Origin of the sequence: Kumtagia ephedrae (assembly GCF_003012745.1) — a bacterium.
Classification (GTDB): domain Bacteria; phylum Pseudomonadota; class Alphaproteobacteria; order Rhizobiales; family Rhizobiaceae; genus Kumtagia; species Kumtagia ephedrae.
Genome location: NZ_PXYK01000002.1, coordinates 244690 through 271430, shown reverse-complemented (window position 1 = coordinate 271430; position 26741 = coordinate 244690). Strand labels below are relative to the sequence as shown.

27 protein-coding genes and 1 pseudogene are annotated in these 26741 nt (G+C 66.3%); 15 read left to right on the top strand and 13 right to left on the bottom strand.

Annotated elements, in window-relative coordinates:
* The first annotated feature begins 59 nt into the window (after nt 1-59).
* The 12 genes from C7I84_RS03035 to C7I84_RS02980 all read left to right on the top strand — a co-directional run bounded on the left by C7I84_RS03035 (nt 60) and on the right by C7I84_RS02980 (nt 11409).
* Complete coding sequence (locus tag C7I84_RS03035) at nt 60-1562, top strand: sugar ABC transporter ATP-binding protein (RefSeq protein ID WP_106770675.1); 1503 nt, start codon at nt 60-62, stop codon at nt 1560-1562.
* Nucleotides 1559-2530 (top strand): ABC transporter permease, encoded by a 972-nt coding sequence (locus tag C7I84_RS03030; RefSeq protein WP_106770674.1) that lies wholly within the window; start codon nt 1559-1561, stop codon nt 2528-2530. Before C7I84_RS03035 ends, C7I84_RS03030 begins: the two co-directional genes overlap by 4 nt.
* Nucleotides 2530-3504, top strand: a complete 975-nt coding sequence (locus C7I84_RS03025) for an ABC transporter permease (protein WP_106770673.1) — start codon at nt 2530-2532, stop codon at nt 3502-3504. The genes C7I84_RS03030 and C7I84_RS03025 overlap by 1 nt, the downstream gene beginning before the upstream one ends.
* Nucleotides 3505-3585: 81 nt before the next feature.
* Nucleotides 3586-4344, top strand: a complete 759-nt coding sequence (locus tag C7I84_RS03020; protein WP_106770672.1) for an SDR family NAD(P)-dependent oxidoreductase — start codon at nt 3586-3588, stop codon at nt 4342-4344.
* 27 nt (nt 4345-4371) lie between these two features.
* Entirely contained in the window at nt 4372-5439 is a 1068-nt protein-coding gene (locus tag C7I84_RS03015; RefSeq protein ID WP_106770671.1) for a zinc-binding dehydrogenase, read from the top strand.
* 56 nt (nt 5440-5495) lie between these two features.
* On the top strand, nt 5496-6275 hold the full coding sequence (locus C7I84_RS03010) for an SDR family NAD(P)-dependent oxidoreductase (protein ID WP_165815962.1): 780 nt from the start codon (nt 5496-5498) through the stop codon (nt 6273-6275).
* Between the two features lie 61 nt (nt 6276-6336).
* Complete coding sequence (locus C7I84_RS03005; RefSeq protein ID WP_245428294.1) at nt 6337-7350, top strand: Gfo/Idh/MocA family protein; 1014 nt, start codon at nt 6337-6339, stop codon at nt 7348-7350.
* A 104-nt stretch (nt 7351-7454) separates the two neighbouring features.
* Complete coding sequence (locus C7I84_RS03000; protein WP_106770668.1) at nt 7455-8441, top strand: zinc-dependent alcohol dehydrogenase; 987 nt, start codon at nt 7455-7457, stop codon at nt 8439-8441.
* Between the two features lie 72 nt (nt 8442-8513).
* A complete protein-coding gene (locus tag C7I84_RS02995; protein WP_106770667.1) occupies nt 8514-8819 on the top strand; it encodes a putative quinol monooxygenase in 306 nt (101 codons plus the stop codon).
* 275 nt (nt 8820-9094) lie between these two features.
* Nucleotides 9095-9814, top strand: a complete 720-nt coding sequence (locus C7I84_RS02990) for an SDR family NAD(P)-dependent oxidoreductase (RefSeq protein ID WP_106770666.1) — start codon at nt 9095-9097, stop codon at nt 9812-9814.
* A gap of 27 nt (nt 9815-9841) precedes the next feature.
* The gene (locus C7I84_RS02985) at nt 9842-10237 is read left to right on the top strand and encodes a cupin domain-containing protein (protein WP_207770957.1); all 396 of its coding nucleotides are present in this window, start codon (nt 9842-9844) and stop codon (nt 10235-10237) included.
* Between the two features lie 56 nt (nt 10238-10293).
* A complete protein-coding gene (locus tag C7I84_RS02980) occupies nt 10294-11409 on the top strand; it encodes an NADH:flavin oxidoreductase/NADH oxidase (RefSeq protein WP_106770665.1) in 1116 nt (371 codons plus the stop codon).
* Between the two features lie 101 nt (nt 11410-11510).
* On the opposite strand, the gene C7I84_RS02975 is transcribed toward C7I84_RS02980, so the two are convergent.
* Nucleotides 11511-12509, bottom strand: a complete 999-nt coding sequence (locus tag C7I84_RS02975) for a Gfo/Idh/MocA family protein (RefSeq protein WP_106770664.1) — start codon at nt 12507-12509, stop codon at nt 11511-11513.
* A 35-nt stretch (nt 12510-12544) separates the two neighbouring features.
* Nucleotides 12545-12832: a YciI family protein gene (locus C7I84_RS02970; RefSeq protein WP_106770663.1), complete on the bottom strand. Its 288-nt coding sequence runs from the start codon at nt 12830-12832 to the stop codon at nt 12545-12547.
* A 422-nt stretch (nt 12833-13254) separates the two neighbouring features.
* On the opposite strand from C7I84_RS02970, the gene C7I84_RS02965 reads away from it, so the two are divergent.
* The 3 genes from C7I84_RS02965 to C7I84_RS02955 all read left to right on the top strand — a co-directional run bounded on the left by C7I84_RS02965 (nt 13255) and on the right by C7I84_RS02955 (nt 16916).
* Nucleotides 13255-14634 (top strand): amidohydrolase family protein, encoded by a 1380-nt coding sequence (locus tag C7I84_RS02965; RefSeq protein ID WP_106770662.1) that lies wholly within the window; start codon nt 13255-13257, stop codon nt 14632-14634.
* Between the two features lie 20 nt (nt 14635-14654).
* The gene (locus tag C7I84_RS02960) at nt 14655-15731 is read left to right on the top strand and encodes a ketopantoate reductase family protein (RefSeq protein WP_106770661.1); all 1077 of its coding nucleotides are present in this window, start codon (nt 14655-14657) and stop codon (nt 15729-15731) included.
* A 102-nt stretch (nt 15732-15833) separates the two neighbouring features.
* A complete protein-coding gene (locus tag C7I84_RS02955) occupies nt 15834-16916 on the top strand; it encodes a ketopantoate reductase family protein (protein WP_106770719.1) in 1083 nt (360 codons plus the stop codon).
* A gap of 108 nt (nt 16917-17024) precedes the next feature.
* Here C7I84_RS02955 and phnN read toward each other — a convergent pair whose 3' ends face one another.
* The 11 genes and pseudogenes from phnN to C7I84_RS02900 all read right to left on the bottom strand — a co-directional run bounded on the left by phnN (nt 17025) and on the right by C7I84_RS02900 (nt 26738).
* On the bottom strand, nt 17025-17573 hold the full coding sequence (gene phnN / locus C7I84_RS02950) for a phosphonate metabolism protein/1,5-bisphosphokinase (PRPP-forming) PhnN (protein ID WP_106770660.1): 549 nt from the start codon (nt 17571-17573) through the stop codon (nt 17025-17027).
* 40 nt (nt 17574-17613) lie between these two features.
* Nucleotides 17614-18747 (bottom strand): alpha-D-ribose 1-methylphosphonate 5-triphosphate diphosphatase, encoded by a 1134-nt coding sequence (locus tag C7I84_RS02945; RefSeq protein WP_106770659.1) that lies wholly within the window; start codon nt 18745-18747, stop codon nt 17614-17616.
* A 1-nt stretch (nt 18748) separates the two neighbouring features.
* Nucleotides 18749-19453, bottom strand: coding sequence for a DUF1045 domain-containing protein (locus C7I84_RS02940; protein ID WP_106770658.1), 705 nt, complete (start codon nt 19451-19453; stop codon nt 18749-18751).
* Nucleotides 19453-20271 (bottom strand): phosphonate ABC transporter, permease protein PhnE, encoded by an 819-nt coding sequence (gene phnE / locus C7I84_RS02935; RefSeq protein ID WP_106770657.1) that lies wholly within the window; start codon nt 20269-20271, stop codon nt 19453-19455. The genes C7I84_RS02940 and phnE overlap by 1 nt, the downstream gene beginning before the upstream one ends.
* A gap of 82 nt (nt 20272-20353) precedes the next feature.
* Complete coding sequence (gene phnD / locus C7I84_RS02930; protein WP_106770656.1) at nt 20354-21343, bottom strand: phosphonate ABC transporter substrate-binding protein; 990 nt, start codon at nt 21341-21343, stop codon at nt 20354-20356.
* A 28-nt stretch (nt 21344-21371) separates the two neighbouring features.
* A complete protein-coding gene (phnC, locus tag C7I84_RS02925) occupies nt 21372-22211 on the bottom strand; it encodes a phosphonate ABC transporter ATP-binding protein (RefSeq protein WP_106770655.1) in 840 nt (279 codons plus the stop codon).
* A 114-nt stretch (nt 22212-22325) separates the two neighbouring features.
* Nucleotides 22326-23024, bottom strand: coding sequence for a DapH/DapD/GlmU-related protein (locus tag C7I84_RS02920; RefSeq protein ID WP_106770654.1), 699 nt, complete (start codon nt 23022-23024; stop codon nt 22326-22328).
* A 2-nt stretch (nt 23025-23026) separates the two neighbouring features.
* Nucleotides 23027-23734, bottom strand: coding sequence for a phosphonate C-P lyase system protein PhnL (phnL, locus tag C7I84_RS02915; protein ID WP_106770653.1), 708 nt, complete (start codon nt 23732-23734; stop codon nt 23027-23029).
* 9 nt (nt 23735-23743) lie between these two features.
* Nucleotides 23744-24520 carry a phosphonate C-P lyase system protein PhnK gene (gene phnK / locus C7I84_RS02910; protein WP_106770652.1) on the bottom strand — a complete coding sequence of 259 codons (777 nt, stop codon included), beginning with the start codon at nt 24518-24520 and terminating at the stop codon, nt 23744-23746.
* A gap of 263 nt (nt 24521-24783) precedes the next feature.
* Nucleotides 24784-25632, bottom strand: a pseudogene (locus C7I84_RS02905) (alpha-D-ribose 1-methylphosphonate 5-phosphate C-P-lyase PhnJ); the annotation flags it as partial.
* On the bottom strand, nt 25629-26738 hold the full coding sequence (locus C7I84_RS02900; protein WP_106770651.1) for a carbon-phosphorus lyase complex subunit: 1110 nt from the start codon (nt 26736-26738) through the stop codon (nt 25629-25631). The gene C7I84_RS02900 and the pseudogene C7I84_RS02905, both read right to left, overlap by 4 nt.
* Nucleotides 26739-26741: the final 3 nt, after the last annotated feature.

The window sequence follows — 26741 nt, the reverse complement described above, 5'->3', positions numbered from 1 at the left end:
TCTTGCAACCGTGGTGTCCGGGCCAGCTCCGGGCACCCCGCTATTACAGGAGTTCTACGATGCTGAAGCTGACCGGCATTTCCAAGGGCTTTACCGGCGTCCAGGCGCTGTCGTCGATCGATTTCGATGTTCGTGCGGGCGAAATCCATGCCCTCGTCGGTGAAAACGGCGCCGGCAAGTCGACTACGATCAAGATCATCGCCGGCGCCTACAAGCCCGACTCCGGCCAGATCGAGTTCGACGGCAGGCCGGTCCACTGGGTGCGCCCCGCCGATGCCAAGGCCGCCGGCATCCATGTCATCTACCAGGAATTCGTGCTGTTCCCGCATCTGACGGTCGCCGAGAACATTTTTCTCGGCCACGAGCGCCGTGGCGCCTTCGGCATGATCGACCATGCCAGGACGCGCAAGGACGCGGCCGACCTGCTCCACAAGCTCGGCGTCGACATCGATCCGGACAAGCTGGTGTCGGAGCTCACCGTGGCCGACCAGCAGATGGTCGAGATATCCAAGGCGCTGGTCCACAAGGTCAAGCTCCTCATCCTGGATGAGCCGACCGCCGTCATTTCCGGCCGTGAGGCCGAGCTTCTGTTCGCGCGCCTGGCCGCGCTCAAGGCCGAGGGCGTCGCCATCGTCTACGTGTCGCACCGGCTCGAGGAGATCTTCCAGATCGCCGACCGCGTGACCGTGTTCAAGGACGGCCAGCATGTCGTCACCACCGACATCGGCAAGGTCGATCGCCACCGCCTGATCTCCCACATGGTCGGCCGCGACCTGCGCGACGTCTTCCCCGCCAAGCGCCAGTCGGGCGCTCCCGGCAAGGTGGTGTTGAAGGCGGAGAACGTGAGCGTTGAGGGGCGCGTGCGCAATGCCGGAATCGAACTGAGGGCAGGCGAGATTACGGCGCTCGCGGGCATGGTCGGTTCAGGGCGCACCGAACTCGCGATGGGCATCTTCGGTGGACTGCCGATCTCGTCCGGTTCGATCACCATCGACGGCGAACAGCTCGCCGGCATCACCCCGGCCACCGCCATCGGGAAGGGCATCGGTTTCGTCACCGAGGACCGCAAGGGGCAGGGGCTGGCGATGCAGCTCGACGTCGCCGCCAACATCTCGGCGGCGAACCTGTCGGAGGTGACGAGCGGCGGCCTGCTGGACCGCTCCCGCGAGCATGCGATCGCCCGCCAGGAGATCGACAATTACCGCATCGCCTGCCGCGGGCCGGGCACGCCCGTGGCCCTCATGTCCGGCGGCAACCAGCAGAAGGTGATCGTGGCCCGCTGGGCGCGCACCAGCCGCAAGGTGCTCATCCTCGACGAGCCGACGCGGGGCGTGGACGTCGGCGCCAAGACCGAGATCTACCGGATCATGCGCGGGCTCGCCGACAGCGGCATCGCCATCCTGATGATCAGCTCCGAGCTGCCGGAAGTGGTCGGAATGGCCGACAAGGTGGTCGTCATGCGCGAGGGTGCCATCAGCGGCGAACTGTCGGGCCCCGCCATCACCGAAGAGGCGATCATGAGCCTTGCCACGCAGCATCCGGTCAGGGAGGCCGCCGCATGAGCGCGACCGTTTCCATCGGCTCCGCCGGCTTTTCGCGCAGCCTGAAGAAGAACCAGGGCATCGTCGTCGTCATTGCCCTGCTCGTCCTGCTGCTGGTCTTCGGCGGCTTCGTTTCGGACCGCTTCCGCACGACCAACAACGTCATGAACATCCTGGAGCAGTCGACCGGCCTGGCGCTGGTCAGCCTCGGGCAGACGCTGACGATCCTGACCGGCGGCATCGACCTGTCGGTCGGCTCGATGATCAGCCTGTTGTCGACGCTGACCTCCGGCATGATCGGCGGCGACGCCTCCATGGTGGCGCCGGTCATCGCCGGCATCCTGCTGCTCGGGCTGGCGATCGGCCTGGTCAACGGCTTGCTGATCATCTGGCTGAAGGTGCATCCGCTGATCGTCACCCTGGGCACGGGCGCGGTGCTGCAGGGCCTCGTCCTGCTCTATTCGCTGGGCCCGGCGGGCAAGGTGCCGCGCGGCTTCACCTATCTCGCCTATGGCAAGGTGCTGGGCATACCGATTGGCGCCGTCGTCGTGGTCGTCCTGTTCGCGCTGGTCGGCGCTTTCCTGACCTACTTCCGCCTTGGGCGCTACATCTATGCGGTCGGCGACGACGATGCCGGCGCGCGCCTGATGGGCCTGCCGCGCGCCAAGGTGATCCTTGTCGTCTATGGCTTCTGCGGCTTCTGCTGCGCCCTGACCGCGATCTACCTGACGGCGCGCTTCGGCGTCGGCCAGCCCTATACCGGGCTGAACTATACGCTTGCCTCGATCACTCCCGTGGTGGTCGGCGGCACCTTGCTGACGGGAGGCAAGGGCGGAGTCCTCGGGACATTGCTCGGCGTCTATCTGATCTCGCTGCTGAACAACGTGCTCAACTTCATGGACGTGTCGACCCATTACCAGCTGATCGCCCAGGGGCTGATCGTGATCGTGGCCGTGTCGATCTATGTCGAGAAGCGGAGGAGGGTCTGATGGTCGACGTCGCCCATGGCAAGCCCGCCGAATTCGCCGGGCCGGCGCCTTCGCCGGCTTCGCGGCTGGCGCCTTACGCCTTGCCGATCTTTCTCGTCCTGATGATCGCCGTGGCCGGGATCATCTCGCCGGCCTTCCTTTCCGCCAACAACATCTCCAACATGCTGCTGCAAGCGGCACCGCTCGGCATCGTGGTCATCGGCCAGGCTTTCGTCATCATCCTGCGCGGCCTCGACCTGTCCGTGTCGTCGGTCATGGCGACGTCGGCGGTGATCGCGACCAGCTTCTCGGGCCAGAACGCGGACGTGCTGCCGATCCTGCTGATCGCGATCGGCATCGGCGTGGCCACCGGTGTCGCCAACGGCCTGCTGGTCACCAAGCGCAGCGTGTCGCCGTTCCTGGCGACCCTGGCGACGATGATCGTGCTGCAGGGCATTCGTTTCGCCTATACGCAGGGCGCGCCGTCCGGCAACGTGCCGCCGCTGTTCCGCACCCTCGGATCGGCGACCTGGAACGGCATTCCCTACAACATCATGCTGCTCGTCGTGCTGGCGGCGGTGTTCTGGGTGCTGCTCGCCAAGTCCCGCTTCGGCCGCGAGGTCTACATCACCGGCGGCAACCCGACGACCGCCCGCCTGCTCGGCATCAATGCCGACCGGGTGACGATCGTCGGCTATATGATCTCGGGCGGACTGGCGGCGATCGCCGGCCTGGTGCTGTCGGGATATGTCGGCATCGTCGACAACTGGGTCGGGCGAGGCTTCGAGCTCGATTCGATCGTCGCCGCGGTCATGGGCGGCATCTCGCTCGCAGGCGGACGCGGCGGCATCATCGGCGGCCTGTTCGGAGCCGCGGTGCTGATCGTCGTGTTCAACGCCGTGCTGCTGTTCGGCCTGCCGGTGCAGTTCCAGATCATCATCAAGGGCATCGTGATCGTGGCCGCGGCTGCGTTCTATGTCCGGCGCAGCCGATAGCGCCCGGCCGATACTTGGCAGTCGACCAGCGGCCGCCGAGGCGCGCAGCATGCTGATCGGCACAACACAGGAGCAGGAACCATGGGCAGGCTTCAGGACAAGGTCGCGATCGTCACCGGCGGCTCGCGCGGCATCGGTGGGGCGACGGTGCGCCGCTTTGTCGAGGAAGGCGCCAGGGTCGCGATCTTCGACCTGCTGGTCGAGGACGGCGAGAAGTTGGCGAAGGACCTTGGCGACGCCGTGATCTTTCTCAAGGTCGACATCGCCGGCGAAGCCGAGGTCGAAGCCGCGATCGGCAAGGTGATCGGCAAATGGGGCGGGCTGGACATCCTGGTCAACAACGCGGCCATTCCCGGCGCCAACAAGTTCGCGCACGAATGCAGCGCCGAGGAGTGGGACCGCGTCTTCGCGATCAACGTGAAGGGCTCGTTCCTCTGCACCAAATACGCCGTGCGGCCGATGATGGAGAAGAAGTCCGGTTCGATCGTCAACTTCTCGTCGATCTATGCCCTGATCGGCAATGACGACATCCCGCCCTACCATGCCAGCAAGGGCGCGGTGCTGGCGATGACCAGGACCGACGCGATCTGCTACGCGCCTCATGGCATCCGCGTGAATGCCGTGCATCCCGGTTCGACCATGACCGAGCTGTTCCTGAAGGCCGCGGAGACCTATCCGAGAGGCAAACAGGCCTATCTCGACATGATGAAGGAGAAGCACCCGCTGCGCCTGGGCGAGCCGGTGGACGTCGCCAATTGCGTGCTCTTCCTCGCTTCCGAGGAGGCACGCTTCGTGACCGGTGCCAGCCTGGTCGTGGATGGCGGCTATACCGTTCAGTGACGATCACCGGTCCGGAAGGGAAGTAACATGAAGGCAGTTCGTTTCCACGGTGCCAGGGACATCCGGGTCGAGGACGTGGCGCCGCCGGCGGCCCGCCTAGGGGCCAACGATGTGCTGATCAAGCCGCTGACGACGGGCATCTGCGGCACGGACCTGCATGAATACATCGCCGGTCCCATCGTCACGCCGGCTAGCCCGCACGTCTACACCGGCGCGACCAATCCGCAGATTCTCGGCCACGAGTTCAGCGCTGTGGTCCAGGACTCCGGCTCGGCCGTGACGAACGTCAAGGCGGGCGACCGCGTGTCGATCCAGCCCCTGGTCTCGCCGCGCGACGATTATTTCGGACGCCGCGGCCTCTATCATCTGAGCCCCGAGATGGCCTGCATCGGCCTGTCGTGGCAGTGGGGCGGCATGGGCGAGCTGGCGGTCGTCAACGACTACAATGTGGTGAAGGTGCCGGACGGCGTCTCCGATGTGCAGGCGGCGATGATCGAGCCGGCGGCGGTGGCCATCTACGGCACGGACCGCGGCGGCGTGACGTCGGGATCGACGGTGCTCGTTTCCGGCGCGGGGCCCATCGGTGCGCTGACGCTGCTGGCCGCCAAGGCCGCGGGTGCTGCCGTGATCTTCGTCAGCGAACCCAATCCGAACCGCCTGCGGAAGGCGAAGGAACTCGTTCCTGGCATCATCGCGATCGACCCGACGAAAGACGATGTCGAGACGGTCATCCGCGACAACACGGAGGAAGGCGTGGGCGTCGACGTCGCGCTGGAATGCGTCGGCCTGGAGGCGAGCCTGAACGCCTGCGTCAAGGCGGTGCGCCGCCAGGGCAAGGTGGTGCAGACCGGGCTGCACATGAAGCCCGCTTCGATCGATGCCATGCTGTGGGCCCAGAAGGACATCACCGTCGAAGCCACCTGGTGTTACCCCGTGCAGATCTGGCCGCGCATCATCCGCATGATCGAGGCCGGGATCCTGCCCCTGGAGAAGGTGGTGACGGCCAACATCGCCGCCGACGACGTGGTCGAGAAGGGTTTTGAGGCCCTGCTCGACAAGGCCGGCAGGCATCTGAAGATCCTGGTCACGGTCTGATCCCGGCGCAGCCCTGCCGGCAGCGGCAAAAAATCGAACAAGTGGAGGAAATGAAAATGGCAACCGAGGCTTTCGCCAACTACTCGCTGGCCGGAAAGACGGCCGTCGTGACCGGCGCGGCCGGCGGCATAGGCTCCGCGATCACCGAAAGGCTCGGCGCTCTGGGCGCGACCGTGGTGCTGGCCGACGCCGTTGACAGGGTGACGGATGCCGCCAGGGAGTGGGCCGACAAGGGCCTGAAGGCCAGGGGCATCAAGTTCGATGTCACGGACTCCAAGGCCGTCGAGAACGCGGCTGCCCGCTTGAACGAAGAGTTCGGCGCGATCGATATCCTCGTGGCCAATGCCGGCATCGCCTATGAGAGCACGACCAAGGACCATTCCGACGAGGATTGGGATCGCGTGATGAAGATCAACCTGAACGGCGTCTTCTACTGCGTCCGCTCTTTCGGCAAGCGCATGGTGGAGCGCCAGCGCGGCGCGATCGTGGCCATCTCCTCGATCGCCGGCGTCAAGGCGGTCCGTCCAGAGCTGCACTCCGGTTATGACGTCTCGAAGGCGGCGGTGGCGCATCTGTGCCGCGTCGTCGGCGTCGAATGGGCTCCCTTCAACGTCCGCGTCAACGCGGTCGGCCCGGGCTACACCGAAACCGAGATGCTGAAGAAGGTCGGCATGGCGCAGCCCGAGGTCATGAAGGTCTGGCTCGACGACATTCCGACCAAGCGCTTGCTGCAGCCCTCCGAGATCGCCGCGACCATCGGCTTCCTCGTCTCCGATGCGGCGAGCGGCATCACCGGTCAGCTGGTGATGACCGATCACGGCTATTCGGCCGCCTGACACCCGGCCCGTACGGGTCTTGATGGCACGCGGGCCGGCCGATCGACCGATGGAGCACAGCGTGAACGAAGCAACGAAGCCCGTAAGGATAGCGATGGTCGGCCTTGGCTGGTGGGGCCGCAAGATGGTCGCCGTCCTCGAGGCGGCAGGTGCGCACCTCGACGTCGTCGTGGCCGTCGAGCCCGATCCGGCAGCGAGGGCGTTCTGCGGGGAGCATGGCCTCGCCCTGACGACGAGCTACGAGCAGGCGCTCGCCCGCCCCGACGTCGAGGCGGTGATCCTGGCGACGCCGCATTCCCTGCATGAAGAGCAGATCGAGAAGGCGGTGGCAGCGGGCAAGCATGTCTTCTGCGAGAAGCCGCTGGCTATGACGAAGGCGGGCGCCGAGAAGGCCGTCGAACTGTGCCGCAAGGCCGGCCTGGTGCTCGGCATGGGCCATGAACGCCGCTTCGAACCGCCTGTCGCCGAAATGCTGCGGGCGGCGGCAAGCGGCAAGCTCGGCCGCATCCTGCAGGTCGAGGCCAATTTCAGCCACGACAAGTTCCTCACCCTCGACAAGTCCAACTGGCGGCTGAATGCCGCGCAGGCGCCGGCCGCCGGCATGACTGCCACCGGCATCCACTTGACGGATCTTGCGGTGAAGCTCCTTGGCGCGCCCCGCGACGTCCGCGTCGCCTGCGAGAATCTTGCCTCTGACTTCCCGCAGGGCGACACGCTGTCGGCTCACATCCGTTTCCAAGGCGGCGGCACCGCCTATGTCTCGGCGACATTGGTGACGCCCTTCGTGTCGCGTTTCGCCGTCTTCGGGACGAAAGGCTGGATCGAGGTGCGGGACAAGGCGCATGTCGAGGCACCTGACGGATGGGTGGTGACCAGCGCCTGGACCGGCATGCCGATCGAGGTCAGGGAAGTCGGCCCGGCCGAGCCGGTGCGCGACAACCTCGTTGCCTTCGCGCAAGCGGTCCGCGGCACCGAACCCTATGCCATCTCCGGCGACGACATGATCAACAACATCGCGTTGCTGGAGGCTATCATCAAGTCGGCGGCGAACGGACAGGTTGTGACGGTCGGGTAGGGGCGCAAGGCGATCCGGACCGATGTGGCTGCCAATCGCTCCACCGGCCGTCCCGCCCCAGCCGCTGGAAATGTGAAGCTAGACAGAAGAACGGAGACACCAGGATGCGAGCGCTCCTCTTTGAGACCCCCGACAAGCCGATCATCATCGACAAGCCGATGCCGGAGATCGGCGCCAGCGAAGTGCTGGTGAAGACGCGAGCGGTCGGCATCTGCCATTCCGATTATGAGCTGCTTGCCGGCCGCTACATCATTCCCATCTCCTATCCGGTGACCCCCGGCCACGAATGGGCGGGCGAGATCGTCGAGGTCGGCAAGAAGGTCAGGGACTACAAGGTCGGCGACCGCGTCGTCGGCGAATGCGTGGTGCGTACGCCGGAGCGGCTGCACCATTTCGGCTTCTCCATGGACGGCGCCGACCGGGAATATTTCAACGTCAATCCGGAATGGCTGCACAAGCTTCCCGATGGCATCGACGACAAGCGCGCGTCGCTGATCGAGCCGTTCACCTGCGGCTTCTACGCGGTGCTTCGTTCCGGCGGCACCAATGCCAGCGAGACGGTGGTGGTCTCCGGCGGCGGCACGATCGGCCTCGTCTCGGCCGCGGCCGCCATCGGCATGGGCGCGCGCGTCATCGTGGTCGATCCGCTGAAGTCGCGTCGCGACGTGGCACTAAAACTCGGCGCTGCCGAGGTGGTCGACGCGACGCAGGATCCGATCGGCCGCATCATGGAGCTGACCGCGGGCAAGGGCGCGGATCTCGTCGTCGAGGCCGCCGGTCACGACGCTTCGCTCGCCAACGTTTTCGAATACGCGCGCGAGGAAGGCCGCGTCTCGATGGTGGGCATCAATATCGGCCGCAAGATCCCCGTCGAACTCGGCAAGATCCAGATCAGGAACCTGACCGTGAAGGGCTGCATCGGCTCCCCTGGCGTGTGGCCGGCGGCGATCCGTTTCCTGGAGCGCACCGGCATCGACCTGTCGCCGATCCAGACGCATACCTTTGCCCTGGAGAACGCGGTCGAAGCGTTCGAACTGGGCAAGGACGCCACCAAGGCGATCAAGATCACGCTGACGAGCGGCGGGACCTGAAGGCGAACTCGTGCGGGCATCCGTCCCGGCGAGACTGCCCACGGGAACAATCGAAGAAGGAGGAGACCTCTGATGTCGAAGCAACTCACCGTCGTCGCGCATCTTGTCGCCAAGCCCGACAAGATCGACGAGGTCAGGCAATTCCTGCTCTCGCTCGTCGCCGATACGCGCGCCGAAGCCGGATGCGTCGACTACGACCTGCATCAGGACGACGCCAACCCGGCCGAGTTCACCTTCTACGAAAACTGGACCGACCGCGCCGAGTGGGACAGGCACATGGAGATGCCCTATCTCAAGGAATTCGCGCGCCGCGCGCCGGACCTGTTCGCGGTCGATCCGCACATCCGCCTGATGACTATGATCAGCCGGAAGGCTTGACGTGCCCAGCAGTCGCCGCAGGATCTCGGCGAGGCGATCGCTTTCCCAGCGTCCGACAGCGCTCGATCTGGAGTGGCGAGCGGCCCGCCTTTCGTCAAATGATTGCCGTGTCCCGCATTTCTCAATCTGAGCATATTCGGCGGAGCCGCAAGGATCGCCGCTGCTAGAGTTCACGGCAAAGCTCGTGGGAGGAGCGCGCCCGTTGGAGGCAATCCGGCGGGCAGCCGACTGCAAGCGATACGGACCGGCTGAAGCCGGCGCTTTGGGAGGAAGGAATGGGAAGGCTCGACGGAAAGATCGTGCTCGTCAGCGGCGCCGCGCAGGGCATCGGCCGCGCGGTGGCGGAGCGCTTCGCAGGGGAAGGCGCTGTCGTCTACGCCGGCGACGTGAAGCCGGTCGCCGCCGGCGAGAACATCGTGCCTCTGATGCTCGACGTGTCGAAGGAAAGCGACTGGGTCGCGACGGTCGACAGGATCGTCGCCGAGCATGGCAGGCTCGACGTGCTCGTCAACAATGCCGGCATCGTCAAGGCCTACGGCCCGATCCTGGAAACGCCGCTGGACGACTGGAACCAGGTGGTCGGCGTGAACCTCACCGGCTCCTTCCTCGGCATGAAGGCGGCGATCCCGGCCATGCGCAAGGCCGGCAAGGGCTCGATCGTCAACTTCTCGTCGATCTGGGGCAATGTGGGTGTGCCGGGGGCTGCCGCCTACAATGCCGCCAAGGGCGGCGTTCGCAACATGACCAAGAATGCCGCCGTGACCCACGCGCCGGAGAACATCCGCGTCAACTCGGTGCATCCCGGCCTGATCCGCACGCCGCTGGTCGAGGCGCAATCCGACGAGATGAACGCCGGCATCATCGGCCAGACGCCGATGGGTCGCATGGGCACGCCTGCCGAGGTGGCGAATTGCTGCCTGTTCCTGGCGAGCGACGAGGCGTCGTTCGTCACCGGCTGCGAGCTCGTCGTCGATGGCGGCTATCTCGCCCAGTAGCGCTGCACCAGCACGGAGGACCGCGACATGAACGTCATGAATGCCAGGATCGAGCCGACCGTCGAGCATGGCGGCACCTGCCGTACCTTTTTCATGGTGCCGAAGGAGGCGATGCGCGGCGATACCGAGGGGTCCTATCTCGAATACGTATCGGAGTTCGAGATCGCTGCCGGCTCGCATCTGGAGCCGCACCGCCACAACACGCACGAGTTCTATTACGTCCTGAAGGGCAGTGCGCTGATGCAGATCGGTGCCGAGAAGCGCGAAGTGGAACCGGGGGACCTCGTCCACATCCCGCCGAACGCCGTCCACAGCATTGCACCGATCGGCGACCAGCCGGTTCGTGCGCTGGCCTTCGCTGCGAGCTTCCTGCCGCCGGGCGGAGCCGGCACCGAGGCCGAGAAGGCCGAGTTGCCCGTGTGATCTCGCCGCCCGGCGTTCGCCCGGGCAGGCGATTCTCCGCCGAGAGGAACCCCGACATGACCAGCGCCCTGTTTTCGCCGATCACGCTGCGCGGGCTGACCCTGCCCAACCGCCTCGTCGTCTCGCCCATGTGCCAGTACAACTCGACCGACGGATCGGCAAACGACTGGCACCTGATGCATCTCGGCCAGTTCTCGCTCGGCGGCTCCGGTGCCCTGGTGATGACGGAATCGACCCACGTCAATAAGATCGGCCGCATCACGCTGAAATGCGCGACCATGGATACGGACGACAACGAAGCCGCGATGAAGCGGGTCATCGACTTCTGCAGGCAGTACGGCGTGGCGAAGCACGGCCTGCAGCTCGGCCATGCCGGCCGCAAGGGCTCAACGTTGCCGCCGGCGCTGGGCGGCAAGCCGCTCACCGCGGAGCAGGGTGCCTGGGAGACGGTGGCGCCGTCGGCGATCCCCTTCGACGAGGGCTGGCACGCGCCGCGGGCGCTGACGGTCGAGGAGATTCATGCCATCCGCGACGATTTCGTCTCGGCGGTGCGCCGCGCCGAACGCATCGGCTACGACCTTGTCGAGATGCATGCCGGCCACGGCTACCTGCTCCATCAGTTCCTGTCGCCGCTGTCGAACAGGCGCACCGACCGGTACGGCGGCAGCCTCGAAAACCGCATGCGCTTCGCGCTGGAGACGTTCGAGGCCATGCGCGCCGCCTGGCCGTCGGAAAAGCCGATGGGCGTCCGCGTTTCCGCGACCGACTGGATCGAGGGCGGATGGACGGTCGAGGACACGGTGGTGCTCGCCAGGGAGTTGAAGGCGCTCGGCTGCGACTACATCGACGCCTCGAGTGGCGCGCTCGATCCGCGCCAGACGATTCCGCTCGGACCGGGCTATCAGGTGCCCTTAGCCGAGACGATCCGCAGGGAGGCCGGCATGCCGACCATGGCGGTCGGGCTGATCGGCACCATACGGCAGGCCGAGGAGATCGTCGCCTCCGGCAAGGCCGATTTCGTCGTCATGGCGCGTGGCGCCATGTGGGATCCGCGCTTTGCCTGGCACGCGGCCGAGGAACTCGGCGTAGAAGCACAGTATGCGCCGCGCACCATGCCCAGCCATCCGTCGATGCGGCCCTGGCTGTTCCCGAGCCGCCAGACGGCGAGCTGACCGCCGGAAAGATCGACCAAAAATGGAACGGTGGCCGGTCTTTTCCTGCCTGTTTCAGGATCTTTCTTGCGAAAAATCTGCAGTTTTTAGGGATCGATACCCTAAAAAACGACGGTCTTGCCGTCCTGCGCGGCGGAGGTGACGATGCCTTCGAAGATGCGCACGTTGTCGAGCACCTGCTCGTGGGTGAAGCGATATTGCCTGCGGCCGGCGACGGCCTCGGCCCATGCCTCGAAGTTCGCCGTCACCGTGTCGGTCGGATGATAGACCGTCACCTGCCGCGGCTCGCTGGTGCCGGTGCAGAGCGTCACGACGGTCGGCCTGCCCTGATCGACATTGCCTTCCGTCACGACCTCGACCCAGCCCTTGTCGCCGAAGACCGTTACGCGGCCGTAATAAGGTGTGCAGGACAGCAGCGTGATGGCGCCGCGGGCGCCCGATCGGAAGGTGATGGATGCCGTGACGAAATCGGTGGCAGGGGGCTCGAAGATCAGGCTCGAGGTCTGCGCGCGCACCTCGGCCGGCGCACCGAAGAAAGCGCAGCAGAGGTCGGTCTGGTGGATGCCGGTCGCCGTCATCATGCCGGCGGGGGCATGCTTCGGATCGAGCCGCCAGTTGGAGCGGTCGATGTTCCTGAACAGGTCGTGGCTGATATTGGCTTCGTAGAGCAGCGGCCGGCCAAGCGTGCCGTCGTCGATGAGCGCCTGCACGCGTTCGAAACATTCCTCGTAGCGCCGTTCGTGGCCTATGCCGAGAACCTTGCCGGCCGCCCTGCACGCATCGACGACGCGCTGCGCCCCGGCCGAAGTCATGGTGAGCGGCTTCTCGCAGAACAGCTCCTTGCCTGCCGCCATAACCGCCAGGCACTGCTCCTCATGCATCTGGTGCGGCGTCGCCAGGACGACGCCTTCGACCCGCGGGTCGGCCAGCACCGCCGCGAGCTCGGGGGCGTGCCGAACGCCATGCTGCTCGAGAAAGTCGAGTGCGCCCGCGGGTGGCGTCGGATCGACGCCATAGATCACCTCGAAAAGCGGGCTCTTCCCGAGGCAGCCGATGATCTGCTTGCCCCACCAGCCCAGACCCGCGACGGCGACGCGCATGCCGATCCTCCCGTTACGGTCCGTCGCAAGCGACGTCAGCCGTTCTTCCTCAGAAAGGCGGTGATGGTGACCGTGTCCCAGACGCCTGCGGTCTTGTAGGGATCGGCGTTGTTGAAGCGCTCCACGGCGGCGCGTCCTTCCGCCTCCACCACGAGGAGGCTGCCCTTCATGGTCGATCCGTCGTCCTCCACCAGCGGACCCGACATGACGATTCGTACGCCGCAGTCGCCGACCGTCCTGAGGTGCGCGAAATGCGCATCCTGCCAGGTGCCGCGCAGGCTCAGCCCATCCTTGCCGTCGAGAGCGTGGATCGCAAAGAGCATCGTTCGATTCCTCCCAGAGAATCCGGGCAGCCGACGGACGGTCGGTCCGCCGGACCCCGTCGCCGCAGCGGGCAGGCATGTTCCGGCCGGCTGCCTCGCGCACCGAAACGATAGGAAACGAAGCGGAAAATGTCGGCGATACTTTTCCCAGAATGAAAAAACCGATGATCGTAATGAGAATCTTGCGACTTGCGCCCTCATCCGCGCTGCGGACAATCACGCACATGACAGGCGCATGATCGCCGATTTCCATTGGCAGGCCGGAGGAGGCGCCGGATGCGGGTCGTGATGGCAGCTGAAGACGGGGATGCCGGCCCGGCATCCGGAAGGAAGCCGGGGCGGGTTCCGTTCGGGCGGCGGCAAGACCGTCGGCTCGACGTCGATCCGGCGTTGGTGCCCTTCGGCGAGATCGCAGCCCCACTATGACGCAGCACGGAATCCTCATCCGGAACGCGATCGTCCTGACGATGGACGACGCCATCGGCAGCTTCCGGGATGCCGACGTTCTGGTTGAAGGAGAAAGGATCGCCGCCGTCGGTCCCAACTTGAGCGCGGACGCAGCCGAGGTCGTCGACGGGCGTGGCCGCATCGTCATCCCCGGCCTGGTGAACGGCCATATGCATACCTGGCAGACCGGATTGCGCTCGCTCTGCTCCAACATGACGCTGATGGACTATTTCCGCTGGGTGCACCGCGGCCTGGCGGCCGCTTTCCGCCCCGAGGACATCTATGTCGCGACGCTGGCCGGCGCGCTTGGCCAGATCAATGCGGGCGCGACCACGCTCGGCGACTGGTGCCACAACAACCCGACGCCGGCGCATACGGATGCTGCCGTCGACGGGCTCTTCGAGAGCGGTATCCGCTCCGTCTTCCTGCATGGTTCGCCCAAGCCCGACCCGAAGCCGGGCGAGCCGCACTTCTCGGAAGTGCCGCATCCCCGCCATGAGATCGAGCGGCTGATGCGCACGCGCTTCTCCAGCCGCGACCAACTCATGACCCTCGGCATGGCGATCCTGGGGCCGCATTATTCGACCATGGAGGTGGCGCGCGCCGACTTCCGCCTGGCGCGGGAACTGGACCTGGTCGCCTCCATGCACCAGGGCGGCGGCCAGGCCAGGACGCCGGGTGGCTGGGAGACGCTGGAGGCCGAGGGGCTGGTCGGCAGCAACATCAACATCGTCCACGGCAACAATCTCACCGACGACCAGATAAGGCGTTTCGTCGAGGCCGGCGTTTCCTTCACGGTCACGGCCGAGAACGAGATGACGCAGGGCCATGGCAGGCCGATCACCGGGCGCGTGCTCGCGGCCGGCGGCCAGCCGAGCTTCGGCGTCGACATCGAGTCGGTGGTCGGCGCGGACATGTTCGCGGTGGGCCGCATGGCGCTCGCCTGCCAGCGTGCGCTGGACAATGCCGCCAGGCGGGAGATCGACGGCGGGATTCCGGACAGTTGCTCCGTCAGCACGAAGGACGCGCTGCGCTGGATTACCATCGAGACCGCGCGCATGCTCGGCATCGACGACAAGGTCGGCTCGCTGACACCGGGCAAGCAGGCCGACATCGTCGTTCTCGATGCCGCCGCCTGGAACATGACGCCGGTGCACGATCCCTACTCGACCGTCGTCATGCAGGCGGGCATCGGCAATGTCGAACACGTTCTGATCGCCGGAAAGTTCCGCAAACGCGACGGCAGGCTGCTGTGGGGCGACGTGGATAGGGTGAAGCGCGAGCTTGAGGCTTCGGGCCGTCGTATCGTCGCGCAGCTCGGCATTCCGACGCAGCTCCGTGAAGGAGCGATCTGACCTGCCGGGAACGTCCGGGGATGCAATTTCAACCGGCCAGCAAACGGATCGAGACGGTGTGGCGCAAAACGGATGAACTGAAGATAGCCGTCGTGGGCACCGGGGCGCAGGGCGCCTCGATCGGCGCGGATCTGGCGCTGGCGGGGCGGGACGTGACCCTGATCGAACAATGGCCTGCCCACGTCGAGGCCATGCGGGCCAACGGCATCACGGTCAATCTGCCGAAGCGGTCGATCAATGCGAAAGTCCGCGCCCTGCATCTGTGCCAGGTGGCGGAGCTGCGCGAGCCGTTCGACGTGATCTTCGTCGTCGTCAAGGCCTACGATACCAGATGGATCTGCCAGCTGGTCGAGTCGGTGCTGGCACCTAACGGTCTCGTGGTCGGCCTGCAGAACGGGATGACGCATACCGCGATCGCCTCGGTCGTCGGGGAGAACAGGTGTGTCGGCGCCGTTTTCGACATGGCGTCCAACATGTTCGAGCCCGGCGTCACCAACCGCCAGAACGATCACGACACGTCGTGGTTCGCCCTCGGGCCGCTCGCGCCCGAAAACCGGGAACGCGTCGAACAGATCGCCGGCGTCCTGCGCGACAGCGGCCGCGTCGAGGTGAGCGACGACATCGTTTCGGCCAAGTGGATGAAGCTGATCGTCAATGCGGCCCAGCTTGTCCCCTCGGCGATCCTGAACCTGCCCTTTGCCGAGGCAGTGCGCATGCCGGGCATGGAGCGCCTCATGCGGGCAGCCGGCTACGAGGCGATGCACGCGGCTCTGGCCGACGGGGCAGACATCGTGCCGATCCTCGGCATGCCGCCGCCGAGGACGAACGACCCCGATCGTTATGTCGACCTCATCTTCGACGAGGTGCTCAGCACATTCATGATGGCCGACACCTTGACCACCGTGCTGCAGGACTGGCGAAAGGGCCGGCGGGCCGAGGTGCTGGACCTGAACGGGCATGTCGCGCAGACGCTACGCAAGCACGGCAGGCCGGCGCCCGTGAACGAGCGGGTCGTCGCGATGGCGCTCGAGATCGAGCGGGGCGACAGGCAGGCCGGGATCGCGAACAGCAGCCTTCTGACAGGGGACCTGCAATAGCGCTTTGCTCGCACTCGGAGCCAGCTTGATCAGCCGGCGCAAGTCATGCCGCCGGCGGACGTCCGACGGGCCTGAACTCTTCCTCCACAAGGATAAATGCAGATGACATGGAAAGACAAAGCCGGTCCCAGGATTGCGTTTGTCGGAACCGGCGCGCAGGGGGCGTCTATCGGCGCCGACTTCGCCCTCGCCGGGCTGGACGTCACGTTCATCGAGCAGTGGCCGGCGCATGTCGAGGCGATCCGGGCCAGCGGCATAACCGTCAATCTGCCGACCCGCACAGTGAACGCGAAGGTGCCGGCGCTGCATCTCTGCCAGGTGGCTGAAATTCGCGAGCCGTTCGATCTCGTGTTCCTGGTCGTCAAGGCCTACGATACCAAATGGGCGTGCCAGCTGATCGAACCCGTTCTCGCGCCGGACGGCTTTGTCGTCGGCCTTCAGAACGGCATGACGCATGAGGACATCGCAAGCGTGGTGGGGCGCCACCGCACCATAGCCGCGGTCATCGAGATCGCCTCCAACATGTTCGTTCCCGGCGTGACCAACAGGCAGAACGATCATGACAGCTCATGGTTCGCGCTGGGGGCGCTCGATCCCAGGATGCAGGAGCGGGTCGAGGAGGTGGCGGTCCTGCTTCGCAATTCGGGCACCGTCGAAGTGACGCAGGACATCGTCTCGGCCAAGTGGATGAAGCTCGTCGTCAATGCCGCCGAACTGATCCCTTCCGCCATCGTCAACCTGCCGCTGGCGGATGCCGCGCGGGCGCCGGACATGCTCGAGGTCATGCGGGCCGCCGGTTACGAGGCGATGCAGGCTGCGCTCGCCGACGGCGCAAGGATCGTCCCGATCATCGGCATGCCGCCGGTGATGAGCAATCATCCCGATCGGTATGTCGACCAGATTTTCGAGGAGGTGCTGAAGACGTTCTCCCAGCCGGACACCTTGACCACGTCGCTCCAGGACTGGCGCAAGGGACGCCGGGCCGAGGTTCGCGAGGTCAACGGCTTCGTCGTCGACAAGCTGCGGTCGGTAGGCCGGAGTTCTCCGGTAAACCAGCGTGTCGTCGAGATCGCGCTGGACATAGAACGCGGCATCCTGGAGGCTCGCCCGGAAAATTCGAAGCTGCTGCTTGAAGCACCTCAGGGAGCTCTCGGCTCGTCCGGGACGTTGGAGGATCGCGTCTAGGCCCGGATCGATCCGAAGCCGGGATTGGCCCAAACTCTTGAACGTCTTAAGGTCGGATTAAACGCGCACTTTCGCCAAAACGGTGTCCCGAGGCAGTTCGCCCTGCATTCAGAAGCCGCCCCCAGTCGCCGTTCGTATGGCTGTCACCAGTGCGTCGCCGGCAGTGGCGAGTTCGTCGCTGTTGTCGATCTCGATCGCATCGGCCAAATCGTCGCCTGGCAGCGCCGCCCGAGCGAGACGATTTCGCTGCTGTTGCGGGTCTTCCCGACCGCGGGCGGCAAGCCGCACCGAGAGAACGTCGGGATTGCAGGTGACGTGCACCGCGAGCACACGACCGAAGACGGAACGGATCGCCGGCAATGCCGCGCGCGATCCATTGACGACGGCCACGCCACCTGACGCAAGATGTTCGCGCACATGCGCCGGGATCGCATAAAGCAGCCCGTGTGCTTCCCAGGTCACCGCGAACCTGCCTGCCGCCTGCAATGCCTGGAACGAAGCGACGGACAGCGAGTCGTGGTCTTCGGCGCCTGCGAGAGCGGTGCGCGTCACGACACGGCGAACGAACAGAACGGACGGGTCCGCCGGCAGCCTCTCTCGCGCATAATTGATCAGGCTGTCCTTTCCCGCACCGCTTGGGCCGACGACGGCAATCAAGCAACCGTGTTGCGCTCGCGGTGCCAAATCGGCTGCGCCTTCACGCAACGCGCCGGCCCTCGCGCCACACCGATCGCACGACCGGGATGCCGGAACGATGGCGCACCCGCACGAGGTCGGCGCGCAGTCCGGGTTCGATGCGGCCGCGGTCGTCGAGGCCGACCGCGCGGGCGGGCGTCGCCGTCACCAGGCGGATGCTCTCCGCCAGCACCATGCCTGCCTCGGCGAGCACGAACGGCGCGTGGATGAGGCTGAAGGGCACGTAGTCCGACGACAGCACGTCGAGCACGCCGGCGTCGGCCAGCGCCTTGGCCGAGATGTTGCCGGAATGGGATTTTCCGCGCACCACGTTGGGCGCGCCCATCAGCACGGCCATGCCGGCCTCATGCGAAGCCTTGGCCGCCTCCATGCTTGTCGGGAACTCCGCCAGCCGCACGCCGAAGGCTTTCGATTCCTCGACATGCTCGATGGTGGCGTCGTCATGGCTGGCGATCGCAATGCCGCGCTCCGTGCAGGCATCGACGATGGCGCGGCGATGCGGAGCGGCGTAGCGGTTCGACTCTTCGATACGGCGGGCGATGAAGCGCTCGAACTCGACATCCGTCAGGCCGCGCTTCTTCTTGTAGTAGAGCGTATAGGCATCGAGTGTCTGGAACTGCCTCTGGCCGGGTGCATGATCCATCAGCGACGCCAGCCGGACCTGCGAGTCGCCGCGAAAGTCCGCGAAATGGTCGAGCACATTGCCTGCCGACACTTCGCAGCGCAGGTGGATCAGGTGGCTGGCGCGCAACCGGTCTTCAGCTCCCGCCGTCTCGATGGCGTCGGCTATGGCGCGCATCTCGCCACGCTCGAAGCCGTCATCCTCGTCGGAGCCGAGACGCAGGCAGTCGAAGACGGTGGTGATGCCCGAGCTGGCGACCTGCGCGTCATGCGCCTGCAACGCTGCGATCGACTCCCAGACCACGCCCGGCCGGGGGCTGTAGTGGGACTCCAGGTGATCGGTGTGCAGTTCGACCAGGCCGGGGACAAGATAGTCGCCGTCCATGTCTTCGCCGCGGCCCACACCGCCGGTTTCGAGCGCCGCGATCATCCCGTCACGCAGGACGACGGTGCCGGCGATCACCTCGTCCTCGAGGACGACCCGTGCGTTGGTGAGAACGGTCTCTTGCGGCATGTCAGGCGGACTTTCTCGCTTCGGCGATGCCGAAACGGTGGGTGGACAGGACGGTGAAATCGGCGCCGGGCTCCGGCTCGACGAACAGCGCGACCGAGCCGACCCGGACCGGCCGCGCGAGCAGCGGCGCGAAATGGTTTTGCAGGGCGGGCTCGATCCGGGTCGCGACTTCCGGCTCCAGGGAACCGGTGAGCGTCATATGGAAGCGGAATTCTTCCTTCACATAGGGATAGCCGTAGCGGTCGAGATAGGCGCGCTGGCGCTCCGACAGGCGGTCCGGCCGGCGCCGCTCGATGTCCGCCGCCGCCAGCGGTGCGCGCAGATCGTTGAAATGATCCACTGCGGCGGATGCCAGGGCCGCGACACGGTCGGATTCCGTCGGCGTCAGCGCGAAGAAGCCGCCGATCCGTGTGATCGCCAGTGCGGGAATGGTGAAGGGCGCGCAGCGTTGCGCGAAGCTGTCGGCGGCATCTGTCAGGGCTTCCCGCGAAAGGCCCTCTCGCGGGCGGAATGGCGCGACCAGGGTGGCGTGGAAGCCATAGCGGCGCGGCTCCCCGGTAACCCGGCGAAACTCGTCGGTGGTGAAACCGGCCGGCGCGGGGGAGGCGACCGTCTCGACCGCGAACGCACTGCGCCCGAGCCACGACTGCGCCGCGCGGGTCAGCGCGTCGTCCGGTTCCGGCGTGAAATAGAGGGCGTGGCGCATCACAAAAACAGCTTGCGCAATTGCTGCGACAAAAGGTCGATCAGCGACACCGTCACCAGCATGATGATGAGCATGGCGGAAGCCTGCGGGTAGTAGAAGCCGCGGATGGACTCGAACAGCACCTGGCCGATGCCGCCGGCCCCGATGACGCCGAGCACGGTGGCGGCGCGCACGTTGGATTCGAAGCGGTAGAGCGCGTAGGACATCCACAGCGGCATGACCTGTGGCACCACGCCGAACACCACCTCCTGCAGCCGCGAGGCGCCGGTGGCGCGGATCGCCTCGACCGGGCGGGCGTCGATGGCCTCGACAGCCTCGGAGAAGAGCTTTGCCAGGATGCCGGTGGTGTGGACGAACAGCGCCATCACGCCGGCGAAGGGCCCGAGGCCGACCGCGACGACGAACAGCACCGCGAAGACCAGCTCGTGGATGGACCGGCAGGCGTCCATCAGGCGCCTGACCGGCTGGACGACGTACCAGGGCGCGATGTTGCGCGCCGAGAGGATGCCGAAGGGGACGGCGACGACCGCGGCGAGGAAGGTGCCCCACAGCGCGATCTGGATGGTGACGAGCATCTCGTCGATGTAATAGCGCCACTGCGAGAAGTCGGGGCGCGCGAAGCCGCTGGCATATTCGGCCATGTTGCCGGCGTCGCTGACCAGGAACGTCCAGCGGAACATCTCTGCCGGCGACCAGCTCCAGATCAGCAGGATGCCGAGTGTGATCCAGCTGGCCCAGGTCCACGCGCTGCGGGACCAGTCCCGCTCCACTTCGGGGCGGGCGGCCTGGGCAGTCGCGGTCTTGGCGGTCTGATCCATGACGATGTCCTGGGAATTTGCGCGCCGCCGCCGTGCGGCGACGCGCGAGGGAAGCTGGCCCGACGAACGGGGCCGACCGGTATCAGCCCTGAACGCTCTTCAGCTTGGCTTCGTACTCGGCCCTCTGCGCCTCGAGCGGCGCGATCTGGGCCTTCTTGTCGGCGTCGGAGAGGGAGGCGTCGGCTTCGATCTTGGCGATCGACTTGGTCAGCTCCATGACGCGGATCGGCAGCAGCTGGTCGTCGCTGGAAGCGCGGAACGGGGCCCATTCGAGGCCGGCGAGCACCTCCTTCTCGCGGGCGACATCACCCTTCGACTTGTCGGTGCCGTAGGTCAGGAAGAAGTCCTTGATCTTGGTCTTCGTCTCGTCCGAAAGGTCCTTGCGCCAGACCAGCGGGTCGGACGGGATCAGCGGCGACTTCCAGATCACCTTGACCCTCTCGAAGGCGGCCGGCTGGTTCTTTTCGATCAGCGCCATGTTCTCGGTGTTGTTCGCCGCCGCGTCGACCTGACCGTTGGCGACGGCCATGGCGTTGGTCTCGTGGTTGGCGTTGGTGACGTTCTTGAAGCAGGTCTTCGGATCGACCTTGTTGGCGCCGAAAACGAAGGTCATGGGCACGAGATAACCCGAGGTGGAGTTCGGGTCGCCGAGGCCGAAGTTGAGCGACTGGTCGCAGGTCAGCAGGTCCTCGACCGTGTTCAGCTTGCTGTCCTTGGGGGCGAGGATGAGCGAGTAGTAACCGGGCTCGCCGCTGGCTGCGACGGTCTGCACGAACACCTCGCCGTCGGCGCGGTCGACGGCTTCCATGGCCGACTTGTTGCCGTACCAGGCCATCTGCACCTTGCCGAAGCGCATGCCTTCGATGACGCCCGAATAGTCCGAAGCGAAGAACGGCTTCACGTCGAGGCCGGTTGCCTTGGCGAGATCGGCCAGCAGCGGCTCCCACTTCGGCTTCAGGTTCTGCTGCGATTCCGTCGAGATGATGCCGAAGTTGATTTCCTCGGCATAGGCCGCGCCGGACAGCGCGATGGCGAAGGCAGCGGCTGCCACGCCCTTCAAGAATCCGTTCATGACTGGCTTCCCTGTTGGTGGTTGTTGGTTACGCGAAGGCCGGAACGCGCTCGGGTTCAGCGACGCGCTTCGGTTTCGCCGGCTGCGGTAGCGCCTCCGGCAAAATCAGCTCCTCGGAATTGGCTCCGTAGAGCTCGACGAGCATCGGGTTGGTGAGCTCGGACGAAGGTCCATCGAAGACGATCCGTCCGTCGCGCAACGCGACGGTGCGCGGGCAATAGCGGCGCGCATATTCGACCTGGTGCAGCGACACCACGCAGGTGATATTTTCCTCCCGGTTCACCGCGGCGAGGATCTCCATGATGCGGCGGGCGGACGATGGGTCGAGCGAGGCGATCGGCTCGTCGGCGAGCAGGATGTTGGAGCGCTGGACGAGCGTGCGTGCGATCGCGGCGCGCTGCTGTTGCCCGCCGGACAGCGTCGAGGCGCGCTGCCAGGCGACCTCGGGAATGCCGACGCGGGCGAGCGCCGCGCGCGCCGCTTTCTTCTCTTCCGCGGTGAACCAGCCGAGCGTGCCGCGCCAGACGGGAATGCGGCCGAGATTGCCGAGCAGGACATTGGACAGGACCGAGAGCCGGCCGACGAGGTTGAACTGCTGGAAGACGACGCCGATGTTGCGCCGCATGTCGCGCGCCTTGGTCGCCAGCCGTCCGCCGTGCTGGATCGAACTGCCCAGCACTTCGACCGTGCTTTGCCCGGCCTGACCGATCTCGAGCCCGCAGATGTGCCGGATCAGCGTGCTCTTGCCGGAGCCGGACGCGCCGATCAGCGCAACCATTTCACCGCGCTGGATGTCCAGGCTCACATTGTCGAGCGCGCGCTTCTTGCCGAAGCTTTTCGAGAGGTTTCGAATGGAAATGGCGGTCATCGGATGTCGCTCCTTGCCATGCGGTCGAAAGTCGAGAGGCAGTCTGCGAGGATGTGTCTTCCGCTGCTCTATCGGCGTTGCCGGCGGCGGAGGTCGCGGCAATGCATTGCCCCATCATGGGCTTAACCCCGCAGCATGAAGGCCGGTTGTCGCCTGGATGTCAGTTCCATGACGATCCACAGCCGCCTGCCGCCAGGACGCACCTTCGTGCCGCTCCAGGAATTCCTCGACGCCGAGATAGCGGAAATCGTCCAGCGCAAAGCGCAGCCGGGCGTGCGGCCAGTCCCACCAGGCAAGCTGCTGCAGGCGCCTGGCGATGTCCGTCGGAAAGCGCTCGCGCATGAATTTCGCGGGCACCCCACCGACGATGGCGTAGGGCGCCACGTCCTTCGTCACGACGGCGCCGGCGCCGACCACCGCGCCGTCGCCGATGGTGACGCCGGGCAGGATGGTGGCGCCGTGGCCGATCCAGGTATCATGGCCGATGAACACCCGCCTGGCGCGGCGGGCGGCGAAGAAATCCGCCTCGTGCTCGGCATCGTCGAAATAGTCGGAAGCGCGGTAGGTGATGTGGTGCAGCGTCGGCCGCGACATCGGATGATGTGTGGCGTTGATGCGCACCGAGGCGGCGATATTGGCGAACTTGCCGATGGTGACGCACCAGCTCTGGCAGTTCTCCATCACATAGGAGTAGTCGCCGAGCTCGGTCTCGATCAGCCGGCCGCCTTCGGCCACTTCGGTGTAGCGGCCGAGCGTGCAGTTCTCGAGCCTGGCGGTCGGATGGACGACGGGCGTTTCGGACAAGCGGGCCATGGTCAGGCCGCCTTCCGGTCAGGGGCGAAGCCGGCCACGTCGATGACGACGTCTGCCACCGCGTTGCGCACTTCCACGTCGTGGAAGATGCCGAGCAGCGCCACGCCGGCGCGTTTCTTTTCCGCGATCATCTCCACGACCACGGCGCGGTTCGCCGCATCCAGCGAAGCCGTCGGCTCGTCGAGCAGGAGGATGGGATGGTCGGTGATGAAGCCGCGGGCGATGTTCACCCGCTGCTGCTCGCCGCCCGAGAAGGTGGCCGGCGGCAGCGACCAGAGACGTTCGGGCAGGTTCAGCCTGGCCAGCAGGTCGCCGGCGCGCCGCGCCGCGTCCCGGCGGTCCGTGCCGCGCTCGACCAGCGGCTCGGCAACGATGTCGAGCGCGCCGACGCGCGGCACCACGCGCAGGAACTGGCTGACATAGCCGATGGTCTCGCGGCGCAGGTCAAGGATCGTGCGCGGCTCGGCCGTGACGAGATCGACCTCGCCGCCGCGGTGACGAACGAGGATGCGGCCCGAGCTGGCGGCGTAGTTGCCGTAGAGCATCTTCAGGATCGAGCTCTTGCCGACACCCGAGGGGCCGCCGAGCACGGCGCAGGTACCGGGATGCAGGGCGAAGGCGGCATTGGCTATCACCGGCAGCTCGATGCCGCCGCGCAGGTGCATGGTGAAGGTCTTGGCGAGGCGGGAGACGACGAGGACAGGGGGCATGGCGCGGCCTCAGACCTGCAGGATCGAAGAGACGAGGAGCTGCGTATACGGCGCCCGCGGATCATCGAGCAGGCGATCGGTCAGGCCGTGCTCGACGACGCGGCCGTCCTTCATCACCATCATGCGGTGCGACAGGAGACGCGCCACGGCAAGGTCGTGCGTGACGATGATGACGGCCAGGCCGAGGTCGTGCACCAGCCCGCGCAGCAGATCGAGCAGGCGCGCCTGCACGGAGACGTCGAGGCCGCCGGTCGGCTCGTCCATGAAGACGAGGCGCGGAGCGGTGACCAGGTTGCGCGCGATCTGCAGGCGCTGGCGCATGCCGCCGGAGAAGGCGCGTGGCTGGTCGTCGATGCGGTCGGCGCCGATCTCGACGCGACCCAGCCAGTCGGTGGCCGTGTCGCGGATCCTGCCGTAGTGGCGGTCGCCGATCGCCATCAGCCGCTCGCCGACATTGGCGCCGGCCGAGACCGTCATGCGCAGCCCGTCGGCCGGGTTCTGGTGGACGAAACCCCAGTCGGTGCGCAGCAGGAAACGGCGCTCGGCTTCGCCTAGGCGGTAGAGGTCGCGCATCTCGCCATCGCGCATGCGGTAGGAGACGGTGCCCGCCGTCGGCTCCAGCCGCGTCGAGATGCAGTTGAGCAGCGTCGTCTTGCCGGAGCCGGACTCGCCCACGACGGCCAGCACCTCGCCCGGCCAGACGTCGAAGTTGACGTCGGCACAGCCGATGCGCGCGCCATAGGTCTTGGTGACCGAGCGGACAGAGAGAAGCGGGAATTCGTTCACCGGGATCCCTCCCCCTTGAGGGGAGGGTGGCCGGACGAAGTCCGGCCGGGTGGGGTACCCTCCGCCTGCGCGACGCAGTCGAAAGAGGAGGTCTCGGACGTCTTGCACGACCCCACCCCGGCGACAGGGCGGGACAGGTTCCCCTCCCCCTTGAGGGGAGGGGTTAGGGGTGGGGGTATGTTTGTGCCGTCTTCACCCCCACCCGGACCTTCGGTGCGACCTCCCCTCAAGGGGGAGGTTTGGGCGTCGTGCCCTCCCTCCGCCATCTCGCCGAAAAAGCCGTTGGCCCGCCGCGTCTCGCAATGGTCCGTGTCCGAGCAGACGAACATACGGCCGCCGCGGTCGTCCAGCACCACCTCGTCGAGATAGACCTGCTCGGCGCCGCACAGCGCGCAGGGCTTGTCGAAGCGTTGCACCTCGAACGGATGGTCCTCGAAGTCGAGGCTGACGACCTCGGTGTGCGGCGGCAGCGCGTAGATGCGCTTCTCGCGGCCGGCGCCGAAGAGCTGGAGCGCCGCCGACATGTGCATCTTCGGGTTGTCGAATTTCGGCGTCGGCGAGGGATCCATCACATAGCGGCCCTCGACCTTCACCGGGTAGGCGTAGGTTGTCGCGATGTGGCCGTTGCGGGCGATGTCCTCGTAGAGCTTGACATGCATCAGCCCGTATTCCTCCAGCGCATGCATCTTGCGCGTCTCGGTCTCGCGCGGTTCGAGGAAGCGCAGCGGCTCGGGGATCGGCACCTGGTAGACCAGCACCTGCCCCTCATGCAGCGGCTGCTCGGGGATGCGGTGACGGGTCTGGATGATGGTGGCGTCGCCGGTGCTGGTCGTCGTCCCGATGCCCGCGACGCGCTGGAAGAATTTTCGGATCGACACGGCGTTGGTGGTGTCGTCCGCGCCTTGGTCGATGACTTTCAGCACGTCGTCCGGCCCGAGGATCGCGGCCGTCACCTGCACGCCGCCGGTGCCCCAGCCATAAGGCATCGGCATCTCGCGGCTGGCGAACGGCACCTGATAACCGGGGATGGCGATCGCCTTCAGGATCGCGCGCCGGATCATGCGCTTGGTCTGCTCGTCGAGGTAGGCGAAGTTGTAGGTGGGCGCGTTCACTCTGCCGCCTCCTTCATGTCCGGGAGGCTCTCGTCCCGTGGCTCCGCGTGTTCGGCGCGCATCGAGCGCACCAGGCCGAGCTCGGCCTGGAAGTCGACATAATGCGGCAGCTTCAGATGCTCGACGAAGCCGGTCGCCTGCACGTTGTCGCAGTGGGAGATGACGAACTCCTGGTCCTGCGGCGGCGCGACGATGTCCTCGCCCAGCTCCTCGGCGCGCAGCGCGCGGTCGCACAGCGCCATCGCCATCGCCTTGCGCTCGGACTGGCCGAAGATCAGGCCGTAGCCGCGGGTGAACTGCGGCGGCGCCTTGGCCGATCCCTTGAACTGGTTCACCATCTGGCATTCGGTGAGCTGCACGCGGCCGACCGGCACGGCGAAGCCGAGCTCCGGCGAACAGACCTCCACCTCCACCTCGCCGATGCGGATTTCGCCGGCAAAGGGGTGGGAACGGGCGTAGCCGCGCTGCGTCGAATAGCCGAGCGCCAGGAGAAAGCCTTCGTCGCCGCGCGACAGGCTTTGCAGCCGCATGGCGCGCGACAGTGGAAACTCCATTGGCGTCTGGTTGATGTCGCCCGGCTCGTCGAGCGGTGACGGGTCGAGGTCTTCCTCGATCAGACCCTCGGCGCCCAGGATGTCGGCAATGCGCGATACCGGCTCTTCGGCGCCCATCCGCAGGCGGCCCGGCCCCACTTCGGCATCGCCGTCCAGTTCCTCGTCGAGCAGGCGGTGCGTGTAGTCGAAGGTCGGGCCGAGCAGCTGTCCGCCGGGAAGATCCTTGTAGCAGGCGGAGACCCGCCGCTCGATCAGCATGGCGCCGGTGTCGACCGGCTCGGCGTAGCCGAAACGGGGAAGGGTCGTGCGATAGGCGCGGACCAGGAAGACCGCCTCGATCAGGTCACCGCGCGCCTGCTTGATCGCCAGCGCTGCCAGCCGGCGATCGTAGAGCGAGCCCTCGCTCATCACCCGGTCGACGCCGAGCGCCAGCTGCTCGGCGATCTGGTCCAGCGTCAATGCAGGCACCGAACGGTCGCCGCGGCGGCGGTCGGCCAGCAGGCGATGGGCATTGTCGATGGCGGCTTCCCCGCCCTTGACGGCGACATACATGGC